At 71.8% G+C, this 15,178-nt stretch carries 17 protein-coding genes and 1 tRNA gene; 7 read left to right on the top strand and 11 right to left on the bottom strand.

Going from position 1 to position 15,178, the window contains the following annotated elements:
* Positions 1-168: 168 nt before the first annotated feature.
* Entirely contained in the window at positions 169-546 is a 378-nt protein-coding gene (locus tag ACFQRI_RS07950) for an antitoxin (protein WP_380666103.1), read from the bottom strand.
* Between the two features lie 114 nt (positions 547-660).
* Here ACFQRI_RS07950 and ACFQRI_RS07955 point away from each other — a divergent pair, with 114 nt between their 5' ends.
* A complete protein-coding gene (locus ACFQRI_RS07955; RefSeq protein ID WP_380666105.1) occupies positions 661-843 on the top strand; it encodes a hypothetical protein in 183 nt (60 codons plus the stop codon).
* An 88-nt stretch (positions 844-931) separates the two neighbouring features.
* On the opposite strand, the gene mscL is transcribed toward ACFQRI_RS07955, so the two are convergent.
* From mscL to ACFQRI_RS07975, 4 genes are all read right to left on the bottom strand, one after another.
* Positions 932-1,384 carry a large conductance mechanosensitive channel protein MscL gene (gene mscL / locus ACFQRI_RS07960; RefSeq protein WP_380666107.1) on the bottom strand — a complete coding sequence of 151 codons (453 nt, stop codon included), beginning with the start codon at positions 1,382-1,384 and terminating at the stop codon, positions 932-934.
* Between the two features lie 334 nt (positions 1,385-1,718).
* Complete coding sequence (locus ACFQRI_RS07965) at positions 1,719-1,916, bottom strand: hypothetical protein (RefSeq protein WP_380666109.1); 198 nt, start codon at positions 1,914-1,916, stop codon at positions 1,719-1,721.
* 194 nt (positions 1,917-2,110) lie between these two features.
* Positions 2,111-2,434: an FmdB family zinc ribbon protein gene (locus ACFQRI_RS07970; RefSeq protein ID WP_380666111.1), complete on the bottom strand. Its 324-nt coding sequence runs from the start codon at positions 2,432-2,434 to the stop codon at positions 2,111-2,113.
* A 97-nt stretch (positions 2,435-2,531) separates the two neighbouring features.
* Positions 2,532-3,128, bottom strand: a complete 597-nt coding sequence (locus ACFQRI_RS07975; protein WP_380666113.1) for a 5-formyltetrahydrofolate cyclo-ligase — start codon at positions 3,126-3,128, stop codon at positions 2,532-2,534.
* 37 nt (positions 3,129-3,165) lie between these two features.
* Here ACFQRI_RS07975 and ACFQRI_RS07980 point away from each other — a divergent pair, with 37 nt between their 5' ends.
* The 5 genes from ACFQRI_RS07980 to ACFQRI_RS08000 all read left to right on the top strand — a co-directional run bounded on the left by ACFQRI_RS07980 (position 3,166) and on the right by ACFQRI_RS08000 (position 7,194).
* Positions 3,166-4,068 (top strand): UTP--glucose-1-phosphate uridylyltransferase, encoded by a 903-nt coding sequence (locus ACFQRI_RS07980; protein ID WP_380666115.1) that lies wholly within the window; start codon positions 3,166-3,168, stop codon positions 4,066-4,068.
* Positions 4,069-4,124: 56 nt separating this feature from the next.
* Positions 4,125-5,348, top strand: a complete 1,224-nt coding sequence (gene glp / locus ACFQRI_RS07985; RefSeq protein ID WP_380666117.1) for a molybdotransferase-like divisome protein Glp — start codon at positions 4,125-4,127, stop codon at positions 5,346-5,348.
* Positions 5,349-5,355: 7 nt separating this feature from the next.
* A complete protein-coding gene (locus ACFQRI_RS07990) occupies positions 5,356-6,021 on the top strand; it encodes a GNAT family N-acetyltransferase (protein ID WP_380666119.1) in 666 nt (221 codons plus the stop codon).
* A gap of 123 nt (positions 6,022-6,144) precedes the next feature.
* Positions 6,145-7,035, top strand: coding sequence for a divisome protein SepX/GlpR (gene sepX, locus ACFQRI_RS07995; RefSeq protein WP_380666121.1), 891 nt, complete (start codon positions 6,145-6,147; stop codon positions 7,033-7,035).
* Between the two features lie 86 nt (positions 7,036-7,121).
* Positions 7,122-7,194: transfer RNA gene (locus ACFQRI_RS08000), tRNA-Ala, on the top strand.
* A 162-nt stretch (positions 7,195-7,356) separates the two neighbouring features.
* Here ACFQRI_RS08000 and ACFQRI_RS08005 read toward each other — a convergent pair.
* From ACFQRI_RS08005 to ACFQRI_RS08030, 6 genes are all read right to left on the bottom strand, one after another.
* Positions 7,357-7,746, bottom strand: coding sequence for a VOC family protein (locus tag ACFQRI_RS08005; protein WP_380666123.1), 390 nt, complete (start codon positions 7,744-7,746; stop codon positions 7,357-7,359).
* Positions 7,743-8,039 (bottom strand): ArsR/SmtB family transcription factor, encoded by a 297-nt coding sequence (locus ACFQRI_RS08010; RefSeq protein ID WP_380666125.1) that lies wholly within the window; start codon positions 8,037-8,039, stop codon positions 7,743-7,745. The genes ACFQRI_RS08005 and ACFQRI_RS08010 overlap by 4 nt, the downstream gene beginning before the upstream one ends.
* A gap of 279 nt (positions 8,040-8,318) precedes the next feature.
* Positions 8,319-9,743 carry a gamma-aminobutyraldehyde dehydrogenase gene (locus ACFQRI_RS08015; RefSeq protein ID WP_380666127.1) on the bottom strand — a complete coding sequence of 475 codons (1,425 nt, stop codon included), beginning with the start codon at positions 9,741-9,743 and terminating at the stop codon, positions 8,319-8,321.
* Complete coding sequence (gene speB / locus ACFQRI_RS08020) at positions 9,743-10,687, bottom strand: agmatinase (RefSeq protein ID WP_380666129.1); 945 nt, start codon at positions 10,685-10,687, stop codon at positions 9,743-9,745. The genes ACFQRI_RS08015 and speB overlap by 1 nt, the downstream gene beginning before the upstream one ends.
* A complete protein-coding gene (locus ACFQRI_RS08025; protein ID WP_380666131.1) occupies positions 10,684-11,991 on the bottom strand; it encodes a flavin monoamine oxidase family protein in 1,308 nt (435 codons plus the stop codon). The genes speB and ACFQRI_RS08025 overlap by 4 nt, the downstream gene beginning before the upstream one ends.
* A 36-nt stretch (positions 11,992-12,027) precedes the next feature.
* Positions 12,028-13,509 (bottom strand): purine-cytosine permease family protein, encoded by a 1,482-nt coding sequence (locus ACFQRI_RS08030; protein ID WP_380666133.1) that lies wholly within the window; start codon positions 13,507-13,509, stop codon positions 12,028-12,030.
* Positions 13,510-13,822: 313 nt separating this feature from the next.
* On the opposite strand from ACFQRI_RS08030, the gene gabT reads away from it, so the two are divergent.
* Positions 13,823-15,145, top strand: a complete 1,323-nt coding sequence (gabT, locus tag ACFQRI_RS08035) for a 4-aminobutyrate--2-oxoglutarate transaminase (protein WP_380666427.1) — start codon at positions 13,823-13,825, stop codon at positions 15,143-15,145.
* Positions 15,146-15,178: the final 33 nt, after the last annotated feature.

Raw genomic sequence — 15,178 nt, forward strand, 5'->3', positions numbered from 1 at the left:
AGCCGCGCGAGCGGCCGCATCTCGAACGAGAAGCCCCTGCGCTCGCGCAGGGGCTTCTCGTTCGACGGGCGCGCATCAGCAGCGGCCGCGGGCTCCGGAAGGCGCATCAGAACCCCGGCCGCCGCCCGGGGAGCGATTCCCGCGAGGCTGCCGGGCGGAGCTCTTCGATCAGCTGGTGGAGCCGGGCTTGGGATCGTCGGGCTTGTCGGTCGACCCGGTCGTGCCGGTGGAACCGGGGGCCTCGGAGGTCCCGGTCGAGTCGGAGGAGTCCGACGTGCCGGTGGACCCGGATGCGCCGGCGGTGCCGCTGTCCTGTCCTTCGCCGCTGCTCGGGGCCTGGTCGCCCTGGTCCTTGTGCAGCACTCCCTCGACCTTGCTGCTGACCGACTCGATCTGGTCGTGGTACTTGCCGCCGGTGGCCTTGTCGATGCGTTCCTTGGCGGCGTCGAGGCCCTTGGACGCGCCGGGTCCGGCCTTCTCGGCCAGCTCACCGGCCTTGCCCTTGGCCTGGTCCGCCAGTTCCTTGGCCTTGTCCAGGAAACCCATTTCCGCCTCCCGAGGCGTTGGGTGCGCGATGTCTGCACCACCCAGGGTAACCGACATCACATCAACCACGGCCGCCTCGTTCTCCGAGCGCGGGTTCCGGGGGAACATGGAGGTGTGAGCGGTGAACGAGCGCGGAGCGAGGCCGAGCGGGCGGCCGCGCAGCGGGCGCGCAAGCGCAGGCTCGCCGAGATCTTCGGCGACGTCCTGCCCGAGACCACCTCGGACGACCGTCCCGAGCCCGATCAGGCGCGCGGCGAGCGCTGGTACCGGGAGAACCGGCCGCCGCACCACGGCTAGGCGCCGCCCGGAACGGCGGTCGCCGGTGCATCCGCGCCCCGCCGCGCGAGAGCTCCTGCGCGGGAACTCCCGCGCGGCGGGTGCGGGCTCAGTTCTTGCTCGGGTCCGCGGTGGTCTTGACGTTCTCGGCGAGGCCGTCGATCTCGGGCAGGCCCTGCTCGCGGCGCAGCAGGTCGCGGATCTCCAGCAGCAGCTCGACGTCGGTCGGCTCGGCCGGGCCTTCTTCGACGTCCCGCTTGCGCCGCTCGGAGAGCTTCTTCATCGGCACGACGAACAGGAAGTACACCACCGCGGCGGTGATCACGAAGGTGATCACGGCGTTGATCACCGCGGCGAAGTCGATGATCGAGGCCGGGTTGCCCTCGACCAGCTGGAAGGACAGGCCGTGCACGTTGCCGCCGCCGGTGGCGGCGATGAACGGCTTGATGATGTTGGTGGTGAAGGCGGTGACCAGCGCGGTGAACGCGCTGCCGACCACCACCGCGACGGCCAGGTCGATGACGTTCCCGCGCATCAGGAAGTCCTTGAATCCCTTGAGCACGTTGAAACTCCTCTCCGGGAAATGTCGACGGGTGCGCCCCGGACACGTGATGAACCGAGAGGCCGGGCCTGCGCACCGGCCGGAACGCAGCGCAGCGTAGCGAGCACCCGTAGCGGTCGACCTCGTGCGGCGGCTCTTCCCGGGCAGCTCGCGCCGGGGTCCGGTGGGGCGGGTACGGCCTGGTCAGCGCGGGTGGCGCTGGTGGGCCCGCGGAGTTCGCGGGTGCGGCGTCGCCGCGGGGGCCGGTGGCGGATATCGCCCGGACGGGTGAGCGCTGTGACGAGGTCCACTCAGGGCGGTGCCGGAGTCGCGACGGAATGTCCGAAATGGCCGGTCAGCGCGCTGCGACGAGCGACGGTGGGTCCTCTCGCGCGGGTTCGCGCGGCTGGCCCGGCGGCTCGAACCCGAGCGCCAGCGCGGCCGCCAGCAGCAACAGCAGCGCCGCGATGATCCGGCGGGCCAGCAGCACCCCGCGGCGGCCGCGCGCGGCGGCCAGGCGGTCCAGGAGCTTGGCGTTGAGTTCGGCGGGCATGAGCGCACTCCCAGGTCGGCGGGTCGGATGCCGACGAAGCTAGGGAGGGCCGGTGGCCGCCGGGAAGGGGGAACCGGAGATCTGGGGATGAACCGGTCAGGTGTGGAAAACGAGGCTCACCCGGTCGGTTCCGGCGCGCGCACGAACGAGTCGCCGACCGCGCGGCGCGGTCGGCGACTCTGGAAGCGTCGTGATCAGGAAGCCGCGGAGGTGCTCGCCGAGGTGTTCGACGAGGTGCTGCTCGACGACGAGGTCGAGCTGCTCGACGACCCGGCGTCGCCCGAGGAGCTGCTGCTCGAACCGTTGCTCGACCCCGACGACCCGGAGCTGGAGCTCGACGAGGACCGGTTGTCGGTGCGGTAGAAGCCGCTGCCCTTGAACACGATGCCGACGGCGTTGAACAGCTTGCGGAGACGGCCGCTGCACTCCGGGCAGTCGGTGAGGGAGTCCTCGCTGAACGACTGCACGCGTTCGAAGTGGTGGTCACACTCGGTGCAGGCGTACTGGTAGGTGGGCACGGCCGCGAACCTCCGAAACTCGGCTTGGCACTCGAACTGCAGGAGTGCTAACTCAAATGATGCGTCAGGATGACTCCCCAGCGCAAACGGCTTTGCGTCACACCGGTAGGCGGGCTACTCCGCCACCTGGGGTGATCACCCCGGTCATCCGCACGTCGTGGGGTTCTCCCGGGAGCTCGGCGACGAGCTCGACGTCGCGCACCACGGCGATTCGCTCCGCGCCCGGGTCGGCCAGCGGCAGCGACCGGTCGTAGTGACCAGCGCCACGTCCCAGTCGCACGCCGCTTCGGTCCACGCCGAGCGCGGGCACCAGCACCGCGTCGGCCTGCGCGATCGCCGCCGCGCCGAGCCGCTGCCCGGCCGGTTCGAGCAGCCCGTAGGTCGCCGGCCGCAGCGAATCCGGCCCGGTGTACTCCGCCCATTCCAGCGGCGAGGAGCGGTCCACCACGACCGGCAGCAGCACCCGCAGGCCCGCGGCGCGCAGCATCTCGGGCAGCTCGCCGCCCGGTTCGCCGCCGACCGGCACGTAGGCCGCGATCGCGTTCACCCCGCGTTCACCCAGCCAGCTCCGGAGGCCGGTGTGCAACCGCTGGTCATCGGCCTCGCGGGAGCGTTCGTCGAGGGCGCGGCGCTGCTGCAGCAGCCGGTCCCGCCACTGCGATTTGGACGCGCAGAATTCATCCAGTGAGCTCACGGCTCCACTGTAGGGTTCCCCGATAAGCTGCGGCGTCATGAGCAGCCCGACGAGCACGCCGACCGCGTTCCGGACCGCCATCGTGCCCGCGGCAGGCCTGGGGACCAGATTCCTGCCGACCACCAAAGCGGTGCCCAAGGAGTTGCTCCCGGTCGTCGACACCCCCGGGATCGAGCTGGTGGCCGCCGAGGCGGCCGAGGCGGGCGCGGACCGCCTGGTGATCGTGACCTCGCCGGACAAGAAGGCGGTCACCGACTACTTCCAGCCCAGCCCCGACCTGGAGCACACCCTCGAATCGCGAGGCAAGGACGACCTGCTGCGCAAGGTGCAGCGGGCGCCCCAGCTGATCAACGCCGAGACGGCGCTGCAGGACAAGGCGCTCGGCCTCGGGCACGCCGTCGGTTGCGCCGAGGCCAACCTCGGCGAGGACGACGACGCCGTCGCGGTGCTGCTGCCCGACGACCTGGTGCTGCCGACCGGTGTCCTGCGGCGGATGGCCGAGGTGCGGGCGCAGCACGGCGGCAGCGTGCTGTGCGCCTTCGAGGTCCCCGACGAGCGGATCCGCTCCTACGGCATCTTCGACGCCTCCGACACCGACGAGGAGGACGTCAAGCGGGTGCGCGGGATGGTGGAGAAGCCCGAGCCCGCCGACGCGCCGTCGAACCTCGCCGCCGCCGGCCGCTACCTGCTGGACCGCGCGATCTTCGACGCCCTGCGGCGCATCGAGCCCGGCGCCGGTGGTGAGCTCCAGCTCACCGATGCCGTAGCGTTGCTGATCTCCGAGGGACACCCGGTGCACGTCGTGGTCCATCGAGGTGGGCGACACGACTTGGGAAATCCTGGCGGTTTCCTCAAAGCTGCGGTGGACTTCGCGCTAGCGGATCCCGAGTACGGGCCGGACCTGCGGGACTGGCTCGCCGAGCGGATCGACAGGAGCTGAGGTGATCGCGCCGGGCACGCGATGTCCGGCGCGGTGCAGCGGGAAAGGCGACAGCCATGAGGTCAGTGGACGAGCAGCTCGCACGAGTGCTGCAGGCCGCCGTCCGGCCCGCACCGGTTCGCGTGGCGATCTCCGAAGCGCAGGGGCTGCTCTGCGCCGAGGAGGTCGTGGCCGAGCGGGCGCTGCCCGGATTCGATCAAGCCGCCGTCGACGGCTACGCCGTGCGCAGCGTCGACGTGCAGTCGGCGGCCGAGGAGACCGTCGTGCTCCCGGTGGTCGGCGAGATCCCCGCGGGGTCGCGCCAACCGCGCAGGCTGCAGCCCGGTCAGGCGGTCAAGGTGGCCACCGGCGCACCTCTGCCCACCCTGGCCGACGCGGTGGTGCCCCTGGGGCACACCGACGAGCACCCGGCCAAGGTCACCGTGAACGAGCCGGTGCCCTCGGCCGCCTTCGTGCGCCGCACCGGCGAGGACGTGCAGACCGGTGACGTCGCGGTGCGCCGCGGTGCGCCGATCGGCTCGGCGCAGGTCGGTCTGCTGGCCGCGGTCGGCAGGGACAAGGTGCTGGTGCACCCGCGCCCCAGGGTGTCGCTGATCTCGCTGGGCGAGGAGCTCGTCGACGTCGACCGCACGCCCGGTCAGGGCCAGGTCTACGACGTCAACTCCTACGCGCTGTCGGCCGCGGCCCGCGACGCGGGCGCCGAGGTGGCCAGGGTCGGCATCGCCGACACCGATCCGCGGAGGCTGCGCGAGGTCGTCGAGGGCCGCCTGCTGCTGTCCGAGATCGTGGTGATCGCCGGTGGCGTCGGCGGGGCCTCGGGAGCGGAGGTCCGCTCGGCGCTGGCCGACCTGGGCGAGCTGGACGACGACCGGGTGGCCATGCAGCCCGGCTCGGTGCAGAGCTTCGGGCGCCTCGGGCCGGACGAGATCCCGACCTTCGTGCTCCCCGGCAACCCGGTCAGCGCGCTGGTGGCCTTCGAGGTGCTGGTCCGGCCGCTGATCCGCTCCGCGCTGGGCAAGCAGAACCCGCACCGGCGCACCGTCTCGGCCGAGCTGCTCTCGCCGATCACCGCCGCCCCCGGGCGGCAGGGATTCCTGCGCGGGCAGCTGGTGCGCGACCCGAAGAACGGCTCCTACCTGGTGCAACCCCTGGGCACCTCTGGTTCGCACCTGCTGGCCTCGCTGGCCGAGGCGAACTGCCTGATCGTGATCGACGAGAACACCACGGAGGTCGCCGCGGGCGAGGACGTGCAGGTCCGGTTCCTCTCGCAGCGCTCCTGAGCCGCCGATGCAGCCCACCGACGCCGATGGGTTCCCGATCGGCCGGCATCCTGGATGGCCGGCCCGGCTCGGTCCGCTGATCACCTCCCGTGGCGCGGTCGCGCTGCGGCCGCCGCGGCTGGCCGACGCCGGGGCGTGGAGCCGCACTCGCCTCAGCGATCGCGAGTACCTCCAGCAGTGGGAGCCCACCGCCTTCGGCGGCTGGCAGGAGCGCAACTCGCGGATGGCCTGGCCCGCCCAGTGGACCGCGCTGCGCGGCATGGCCAGGCGCGGGCAGATGCTGCCGTTCGCGATCACCGTCGACGGCGCGTTCGCCGGTCAGCTCACCGTCGGCAACGTCGTGCGCGGCGCGCTGCGCTCGGCGTGGATCGGCTACTGGGTGGCCAGCGGCAAGGCGGGCGGGGGAGTGGCCACCGCTGCCGTGGCGCTGGCCACCGATCACTGCTTCCGCCGCGTCGGCCTGCACCGGCTGGAGGCCACCGTTCGACCGGAGAACGACCGCAGCGTGCGGGTGCTGGAGAAGTCCGGTTTCCGCCGGGAAGGGCTGTTCAAGCGCTACCTGGACGTCGCGGGTGCCTGGCGCGACCACTACGTCTACGCCCTGACCACCGAGGACGTCCCCGACGGCGCGGTGCACCGCCTGATCCGCACCGGGGGCGCCAGCCGTCCCTGAGCGCGCCGCCGGGCACCGGAACGGGAACGACACGGCGTGGCGACGAGACACGTGTGGCGGTTGTGGCTAGCGTGGCGGTCGCAGATTTGTGTACTGCCGGTGGCCAGGGGGAGGTGGCGCAGCATGCCGAGCTCGTTGATCTTCGCTGCGTTGGCGGCGGCATGGCTGGTCGTCCTGGTTCCGATGTTCGCCCGCCGCAGGCAGGAAGTGTCCAAGACCACCGACTCCGCCCTCGCCGCACGAGTCGTGCGCCGGGGCAGCGATCGGCGTCCGGCCCGGTCCGGAGCCGCGAGAACCGACCACCAGGTGGAGGAGTACGGCATGCCCGACACCGAGCTGGACCACGCCGACGTGGACGCCGAACTGGACGCCGAGCAGGCCCAAGAGGACGCCGACTGGCGCCCGGTGCACAGCGAGGACGCTCGCGCGGGCCGTCGCTACCGGCCGGGTCGCGGGGGCTACGACCCCGAGGCCGCCGCGCTGGCCGCCCGAGCCAAGTACGCCCGCAGGCAGCGCATCGTGCTGACCATGCTGCTGCTCGCGGTGACCACCGCGATCTTCGCTGCGCTCGTCGCGCCGGTCCTGTGGTGGGCGCACGCCGTCGTCGACCTGTCCCTGGTGGGGTACCTCACCTACCTGCGCCGCCAGGTCCGCATCGAGCAGGACATCCGCGCTCGCCGCCTGGCCCGGCTCAACGGCGAGCGCGAGCACGAGGACGACTACGAGTACGACGAGTACCCGGAGGAGCAGGAGTACGAGGAGCTCGACGAGCCCGACCGCGAGGAGCGCCCCGGCGAGCTCGACGAGCACGAGGACGACTACGACTTCGACGCCGAGTTCGACATCGAGCCCGAGGCGCACCTGGACCGCGGCGTCAGCGCCGAGGCCCGCGCCGCCGACATCCGGCCCGCCGTGCAGCGCGGTGTGCGCGTCGAGATCGACGACGAGGACCCGGTGTTCGACGAGCTCGACGAACGCACCTGGGAGCCCTACCGGAGGGCCGCGGGCGAGTAGCCCACCCCGCAACCGGGGGGTGCTGCGAAAGGCCCGACCACCGGTTGCTAAGCTATCGACACAACGAAGCCGGAGAGATCCGGCGAGGGGCTGTAGCGCAGTTGGTAGCGCGTCTCGTTCGCATCGAGAAGGTCAGGGGTTCGATTCCCCTCAGCTCCACGCAAAATTGAAGGCGAGCGCCCGCGCAGGGCGCTCGCCCTTTTGCGTTCCGAACGTCCGGTGCGAGCTCCTCGGCCGGGTGCGTGGTGTGGCAGTTTGGCCGGAAATCGCACCCCCAGAGAGGGTGCGATTTCCGGCCAAACTGCCACACGGCGCTCGGCGCTACTTCGTGGTGACCAGTTGGATCAGGTTGCCGCAGGTGTCGTCGACGACGGCGGCGATCACCGGGCCGAAGTCGGTGGGTTCCTGGGTGAACTCGACGCCGAGCTCCTTGAGCCGTTCGAACTCGGCGTGGACGTCGTCGACGGCGAACTGGGTGAACGGGATGCCGTCGGCCACCAGCGCCTCCTTGAACGGGCCGGCTGCGGGGTGGCCGGACGGTTCCAGCAGCAGCTCGACGCCGTCCGGGTCCTCCGGCGAGACCACCGTGAGCCAGCGGGCGTCTCCGACCGGCACGTCGTTCTTCTTGATGAATCCGAGCTTCTCGGTGTAGAAGTCGAGCGCCTTCGCCTGGTCGTCGACGAGGACGCTGGTGATGTTGATCCGAATCATGGGTCGACCATCTCTCGATTGATGGGCCAGCGCTCGATGATCGAGCGCAGCGGGCTCGTGTCGATGTGGTGGAACTTGTAGCGCCCCTGCCGCCGAGTGCGCACCAAGCCCGCTTGTTCGAGCACCGCGAGGTGCTGCGAGATGGCTTGGCGGGTGGAGCTCAGTCCGTGCTTCATCGTCAAGCGGCCGCAGATCTCGAACAGCGTTTGACCATCGCGTTCGGTCAGCTCGTCCAAGATGGCGCGCCGCGTCGCGTCGCCGATGGCCTTGAACAGGTCGGGGTCCGCTTCCACGCGATCGAATATAGGCAAGCCGTCACTTGCATGTCAAAGCTCGCGAGACCGACGGGGGAAGGCCGTGCAGCAGTTCCGCGAGACGGCGGCCGAACCGGAGAGATCGAGGCGGAGCTCTCGGTGGAGCCGTACGACCGGCGCAGCTGCGCGTCCTGCGACGCCCGGGCGAACTCGCCGCCGAGTTCGACGGCGGTGCGTCGCCGGAGCCGAGCTGGCCGCTTCCGGCGGGAAGCCGGTGCGGAACGGGGGAGAGCGGGCGATCCGCTCTCCCCCGCGGCATCAGGCGTGGTGGTGCATCACGTGCTTGATGCGGGTGTAGTCGTCCAGGCCGTAGCGGGAGAGGTCCTTGCCGTAGCCGGAGTGCTTGAAGCCGCCGTGCGGCATCTCCGCGACCAGGACCATGTGCGTGTTGAGCCAGACGCAGCCGAAGTCCAGGTCGGCGGCCATGCGCTGGGCCCTGCCGTGGTCGGCGGTCCAGGCGCTGGAGGCCAGCGCGTAGTCGACGCCGTTGGCCAGGCGCAGAGCTTCGGCCTCGTCGCGGAAGGTCTGCACGGTCAGCACCGGGCCGAAGATCTCCTCCTGCACCGGCTCGTCGTCCTGCCGCACGCCGCCGATCACCGTCGGGGCGAAGAAGTATCCCCTCTCGCCGATCCGGTGCCCGCCGGTGAGCACCCGCGCGTGCGCGGGAAGCCGGCCGACGATCTCGCGGACCCGCTCGAACTGCGCGGCGTTGTTCAGCGGGCCGAACGCGGCGTCGGCATCGGAGGGCGGGCCGCAGCGCTGCGCCTCGGCCTGCGCGACCAGCTTCGCGGTGAACTGCTCGGCCACCGACTCCTCGACGAGCACGCGGGTCGCGGCCGTGCAGTCCTGACCGGCGTTGAAGAAGCCCGCACCGGCGATGCCCTCGGCCGCCGCGTCCAGGTCCGCGTCGGCGAAGACCAGCGCGGGGGCCTTGCCGCCCAGCTCCAGGTGCACCCGCTTGACGTCCTCGGCCGCCGCGGTGGCGACCTGCTGGCCCGCGCGGGTCGAGCCGGTGATCGACACCATCGCCGAGACCGGGTGGGCGACCACCGCGCGACCGGTGTCCCGGTCGCCGCAGACCACGTTGAGCACGCCGGGCGGGAAGATCCCCGCCACCAGCTCGCCGAGCATCGAGGCCGTCACCGGGGTGGTGTCGGCCGGCTTGAGCACCACGGTGTTGCCCGCGGCGATCGCCGGCGCGATCTTCCACACCGCCATCATCAGCGGGTAGTTCCACGGCGCCACCTGGCCGATCACCCCGACCGGCTCGCGCCGCACGTAGGAGGTGTGGTCGGCGGTGTACTCACCGGCGGCCGAGCCCTCCAGCACGCGCGCCGCCCCGGCGAAGAAGCGGATCTGGTCGACCGACGCGCCGACCTCCTCGGTGCGGGTGGCCTCCAGCGGTTTTCCGGTGTTCTCCGCCTCGGCGGCCACGAACTCCTCGCCGCGGCGCTCCAGCTCGTCGGCCAGGCGCAGCAGCAGCCGCTGGCGCTCCGCGGGCGTGGTCCGCCGCCAGCTCTCGAAGGCGCGCTGCGCCGAGGAGTAGGCGGCGTCCACATCGGCCTCGGAGGACAGCGGTGCGGTGCCGAAGACCTCGCCGCTGCACGGATCGACCAGCTCGGTGGTGCGCAGGCCCTGGGCGTCCACCGGCTTGCCGTCGACGACGTTGCGGATCCGGCGCATCAGGCACCTCCGGTCGGCAGGACGCTCAGCAGCTCGTAGGCGACGTGCGCCGCGGCGATCCCGGTGATCTCGGCGTGGTCGTAGGCGGGTGCGACCTCGACCAGGTCGGCGCCGACCACGTTGAGCCCGTCCAGCCCGCGCAGGATCTCCAGCAGCTCGCGGCTGGAGAGGCCGCCGGCCTCCGGCGTTCCGGTGCCCGGTGCGAAGCCGGGGTCCAGCACGTCGATGTCCACCGACACGTAGACCGGGCGCGAGCCCAGCCTGGTGCGGATCCGGTCGATGATCGTGTCCAGCGGGCTGCGCGCGAAGTCGCGGCAGTGCACCGCGGCGAAGCCCATCTTCTCGCTCTCGTCGAGGTCGAGCCGCGAGTACAGCGGGCCGCGGATGCCCACGTGCATCGAGTGCTCGAAGTCGATGAGGCCTTCCTCGGAGGCCCGGCGGAACGGGGTTCCGTGGGTGTAGGGCGCGCCGAAGTAGGTGTCCCAGGTGTCCAGGTGGGCGTCGAAGTGCAGCACCGCGATCGGCCCGTGCCGCTCGTGCTGCACGCGCAGCAGCGGCAGGGCGATGGTGTGGTCGCCGCCGACCGTGAGCAGGGTGCGGCGGGTGCCCGACAGCTGCCTGGCCCCGTCCTCGATGGTGCTGATGGCCTCGTCGATGTCGAACGGGTTGACCCCCAGGTCGCCGGCGTCGGCGACCTGGCGCGCGGCGAACGGCTGGGCGTCGAGCGCCGGGTTGTACGGGCGCAGCAGGCGGGAGCTCTGCCGCACGTGGTTGGGGCCGAACCGGGCGCCGGGCCGGTAGCTCACGCCGGTGTCGAAGGGCACGCCCCACACCAGCGCGTCGGCATCGGACACGTCGGCGAGGCGGGGTAGCCGCGCGAACGTGGTGTCACCGCCGTACCGGGGCACGCGGGTGGCGTCCACCGGACCGATCGGATCCGTCACTTCGAACCTCCCTGGGACTGCGCGGCCAGGATCTCCGCCGCCGCGCGCTTGCCGGATTCGATCGCGCCGTCGATGAACGCGCGCCAGCGGCGCGCGGTGTGCGAACCGCCGAAGTGCACGCGGCCCTCCGGCTCGCCGACCGCGATCTCGTACTTGGCGAACTGGCCGGCCCGGAAGGTCGCCCAGGTCCCCTTGTTGAACTCGTCGTTGACCCAGTCGTGCGATTCCGCGGCGACCACCTCGGCCTCCGGCGCGAACTCGCGCACCGCCCGCTGCACGTCGGCCAGGTCGGTGGCGTCGACCCGGTCGTGCTCCGGGGCGAAGCAGACCAGCACGACGCCCTCCTCGGTGGTGGCCATCGCCCCGACGTAGTCGAAGCTGGTGCCCCAGCCGAAACCGCTGATGTCCTCGTCGACACCGCGCGCCAGGGCCCACACCTTCTGGCCCTGGCCCGCGTGGTTCTCCTTCGAGATCGCCTGTTTGGCCGCCGAGAGCTGCGGGCTGAACTCGATGTCCTGCCAGATGCCGACCGGCGTGGTCAGCAGGACCCGGTCGGCCCGCGCGCTGCCGCCGTCGTGGTCGACCGTCACGCCGTCGTCGTCGGCGGCGACCCGGCGCACCGGGCTGGAGAACCGCAGCTCGGCGCCGCCGTCACGGCGGATCGCCTCGGCCAGCGAGGCGGTGCCCTCGACGAAGGTGTAGCCGAGCACGCTCGCCTGCACCATGCCCCACAGCGAGTTGTCCATCGAGGACAGCCAGCGGATGATGTCCAGCGCCGAACCGGTCTCCTCGCTGGCGTTGGCGCAGCCGCAGAACCAGGAGATGAGCAGTTCCGCGGCGTTTCCGGTCAACCCGGCGTCCTCGGCCCACTGCCGGATCGGCACGTCGAGGTCGTCCAGGCCCTGCTCGGACAGCGGGCGCTCCGGGTCGAGCCGCTCACCGGCCTCGATCAGCGCCCGCACCGCGTGCTCCAGCGCGCCGTACTGCTCGGGCGGCACCGGCAGCAGGGTGTCGAGCACCTCGCCGCGGTCGGACCAGGTCATCCGGGCCGGCAGCTCGCTGTCGACCACCGGGACGCCGTAGCGCTGCACCTCGCCCCACACGTGGGTCTGCTGCGGCACGATCCAGGTCCCGCCCATCTCCAGGCCGAACCCGCCGAGCGCGTCCGGGCGGTACCAGGTGGACCCGCCGATGCGGTCCCTGGCCTCCAGGATCAGCACGCTCTTGCCCGCTCCGCGCAGGTCCCGGGCCGCGGTCAGCCCGGAGAACCCGGCACCGACCACGATGACGTCGTATTGGTCCATTCCTCGCACTTCCTCGTTTCGCGGTGCGCCACCGGCTCAGGCGGACATCGCCCGCGCCGGTGCTTCGGTTTCGACTGCTTCCGGCACCGGCTGCGGCGAGCCGATGGTCAGCAGCAGGTAGGCCACCGCCGTGGTGGCCGCGGCGAGCACGAAGCTCAGATCGATGCCGTAGGTCCACTCGATCAGCGGACCCCGGAACAGGGCGGTGTCGACCGCCAGCAGGCCCACCGTCGAGCCGATCGCCCAGGCGACCACGGCGCGCATGTTCCAGCCTGCGGTGAACCAGTAGATGCCGCCGCGCGACCGGCGGTTGTAGACCTGCAGGGCGTCCGGGTCGTAGACACCTCGGCAGCGGCCGAAGCCGATCAGCGTGATCACCGCCCACGGCGTGCCGATGGCGGTCAGCAGCAGCACGAACGCGGTCACCGCGTCCTGGGCGTCCCAGGCGAAGTAGCCGAGGAACACCAGGGTCGTCGACACCACCGAGGTCAGGACCGTGGCCTTCACCCGCGACAGCGGCGGGACGATCGCGTCCAGGTCCAGGCCCATGCTGTAGATCAGCGCGCCCGCGTTGCCGATCGTGCCGAAAACGCCGTTGAGCAGCAGCGGGATCAAGAACCACACCGGGGCGGCGGCCACCAGCGGGCCGACGTAGTCCTCGGCGGCGCCGGAGGCGAACGCGGTGAACGTGCCGAACAGCTGCGGCACCAGCAGTCCCAGCACCATCCCGACCGCCGAGGCGGCGAAGACCTTGCCGCTGGAGTACCGGCGCGGCGAGACGTAGCGGCTGTAGTCGCCGAGCAGCGTGATGAAGGCCATCGGCCCGCTGAGCCCCGCGGCGACCGTCGAAAGCGCCCAGGTGGTCCAGAAATCGCCCATCGCGTAGCCGTCGATCACCGGCGCGGTGCTGAACTTCCCCGAGTAGCCGATGATCCCCAGCAGCATGAGGGCCAGCGTGCCTGCGGCCACCCACTTGCTCATCGCGGTCAGCAGCCGGTAGCCGAAGATCGCGATCAGCACCGCCAGCACCGCCAGGCCCGCGTAGGCCGCGGAGTAGCTCGCGGCGCCGTCGGGCACGCCGAACATCCGGTGCAGCGGGCCGACGATCGCGGCGCCGCCGGTCCACACGGTCAGCGCCGCGTAGCCCAGCGAGAGCAGCAGCCCGATGGTCGAGCCGATCAGCCTGCCGCGGACGCCGAAGGTGCCGCCGCTGCTGGTCGACAGGTTGGTGCCGGTGCGGAAGGACACCAGGGCGAGCGGGGCGACGAGGACCGTGCCCAGCAGCGTGCCGGCGACCATGGAGCTGACGGCGGGCCAGAAGCCCAGCCCGAAGGAGGCGGGCAACCAGCCGAAGATCACCACGCCGAGGCACATGTTGGATCCCAGCAGGATCCCCACGACGTCGAGGGGGCGGCCGGTGCGGTCGTGGTCCGGGATCGTGTCGACCCCGTGCTTCTCGATTCCCGCGTCGCGCGGTGCGGGAGCGGTACCCGGCAACGACGTTGTTTCCGGTGGCATCTCGCAAGGACCTCCTGGGGCTCCGGTGGGCAGCGACGGGCCGCGCGGCTCCAGCAAGCGTGGTGTGCCTCACGTCGGATCGGGAGGGGGCGATCCTCCGAAGTGGGCGCCGAGCGTTGGAGGATCGCACAACGCCCGCCGTGGCCCGGCCGCTCCGGCGGGCTGCCCGGCTGGGACGTCGCGCGCCGCGGGCGACAGAGTGTCGCGGGGCCGCGTCCGGAGGCGCCGGTTTGTCCACTGTTCGGGGTGGTGCGCGCGCTGGAGCCTGGTCTGCGCAACGACGTGTGAAGGAGAGTCGCCCGTGACCACGACGATGTCGCTTCCCCAGGTCCGCGAACTGCGAACGGAAATCCCGGGGCCGCTTTCGACCTCCCTGCAGCAACGCCGCTCCGCGGCCGTGGCGGCCGGGGTGTCCAGCGTGCTGCCGGTCTACATCACCGAGGCGTCCGGAGGCGTGCTGCGCGACGTCGACGGCAACAGCCTGATCGACCTCGGTTCCGGGATCGCGGTGACCAGCGTGGGCAACGCCGCGCCCGAGGTCGTCGAGGCCGTGCGCGAGCAGGTGGCGGAGTTCACCCACACCTGCTTCATGGTGACCCCGCACGAGAACTACGTGGCGGTCTGCGAGGAGCTCGCCGAGCTCACCCCGGGTGAGCACGCCAAGCGCACCGCGCTGTTCAACTCCGGTGCCGAAGCGGTGGAGAACGCCGTCAAGATCGCCCGCCGGGCGACGGGGCGCCCCGCGGTGGTGGCCTTCGACCACGCCTACCACGGGCGCACCAACCTGACGATGGCGCTGACCGCGAAGTCCAAGCCCTACAAGCACGGCTTCGGGCCCTTCGCCCCCGAGGTCTACCGCGCCCCGATGTCCTACCCGGCGCGCGACGGCCGCAGCGGCGTCGACAGCGCGCGGGAGGCGATCGAGCGCATCGAGAAGCAGCTCGGTGCCGACACGGTCGCCGCGGTGCTGATCGAGCCGGTGCAGGGCGAGGGCGGTTTCATCGAGCCGGCTCCCGATTTCCTGCCGGAGCTCGCGTCGTGGTGCGCCGAGAACGGCGTCCTGCTGATCGCCGACGAGATCCAGACCGGGTTCTGCCGCACCGGGTCGTGGTTCGCCTGCGACCACGAGGGCGTGGTGCCCGACATCATCACCATGGCCAAGGGCATCGCGGGCGGCCTGCCGCTGGCGGCGGTCACCGGGCGCGCCGAGCTGATGGACGCGATGCCGCCGAGCAGCCTCGGCGGCACCTACGGCGGCAACCCGCTGGCCTGCGCCGCCGCCCTCGGCTCCATCCGCGCCATGCGCGAGCAGGACCTCAGCGCCGCCGCCAGGGGCATCGAGGAGCAGGTGCTGCCGCGGTTGCGCGCGCTCGCGGAGAGCTCGGACCGGATCCTGGAGGCCCGCGGCCGGGGCGCGATGCTGGCGGTCGAGTTCGTCCGCCCGGGTGGGGACGAGCCGGATCCGGAGCTGGCCGCGGCGGTCGCCAAGAGCTGCCACGCGCAGGGCGTCGTGGTGCTGACCTGCGGCACCTACGGCAACGTGATCCGCCTGCTGCCGCCGCTGGTCATCGGCGGCGAACTGCTCGGCGAGGGCATCGACGTGCTCGAGCGCGCCATCGCCGAGCACGCGGGCTGACCCGGCACCGCCGGTAGCCCGTCCGCGCCCGCG

Origin of the sequence: Saccharopolyspora griseoalba (genome assembly GCF_042665275.1) — a bacterium.
GTDB classification, from domain to species: domain Bacteria; phylum Actinomycetota; class Actinomycetes; order Mycobacteriales; family Pseudonocardiaceae; genus Saccharopolyspora; species Saccharopolyspora griseoalba.

Bases quoted from the DNA above. Each gene is read 5' to 3' on its own strand.
- ACFQRI_RS07950 (WP_380666103.1), bottom strand. From the start codon at position 546: ATGGGTTTCCTGGACAAGGCCAAGGAACTGGCGGACCAGGCCAAGGGC.
- ACFQRI_RS07965 (WP_380666109.1), bottom strand. From the start codon at position 1,916: ATGCCCGCCGAACTCAACGCCAAGCTCCTGGACCGCCTGGCCGCCGCG.
- ACFQRI_RS07980 (WP_380666115.1), top strand. From the start codon at position 3,166: ATGAGCAGCCCGACGAGCACGCCGACCGCGTTCCGGACCGCCATCGTG.
- glp (WP_380666117.1), top strand. From the start codon at position 4,125: ATGAGGTCAGTGGACGAGCAGCTCGCACGAGTGCTGCAGGCCGCCGTC.
- ACFQRI_RS07990 (WP_380666119.1), top strand. From the start codon at position 5,356: ATGCAGCCCACCGACGCCGATGGGTTCCCGATCGGCCGGCATCCTGGA.
- sepX (WP_380666121.1), top strand. From the start codon at position 6,145: ATGCCGAGCTCGTTGATCTTCGCTGCGTTGGCGGCGGCATGGCTGGTC.
- ACFQRI_RS08005 (WP_380666123.1), bottom strand. From the start codon at position 7,746: ATGATTCGGATCAACATCACCAGCGTCCTCGTCGACGACCAGGCGAAG.
- ACFQRI_RS08015 (WP_380666127.1), bottom strand. From the start codon at position 9,743: ATGCGCCGGATCCGCAACGTCGTCGACGGCAAGCCGGTGGACGCCCAG.
- ACFQRI_RS08025 (WP_380666131.1), bottom strand. From the start codon at position 11,991: ATGGACCAATACGACGTCATCGTGGTCGGTGCCGGGTTCTCCGGGCTG.
- ACFQRI_RS08030 (WP_380666133.1), bottom strand. From the start codon at position 13,509: ATGCCACCGGAAACAACGTCGTTGCCGGGTACCGCTCCCGCACCGCGC.
- gabT (WP_380666427.1), top strand. From the start codon at position 13,823: ATGTCGCTTCCCCAGGTCCGCGAACTGCGAACGGAAATCCCGGGGCCG.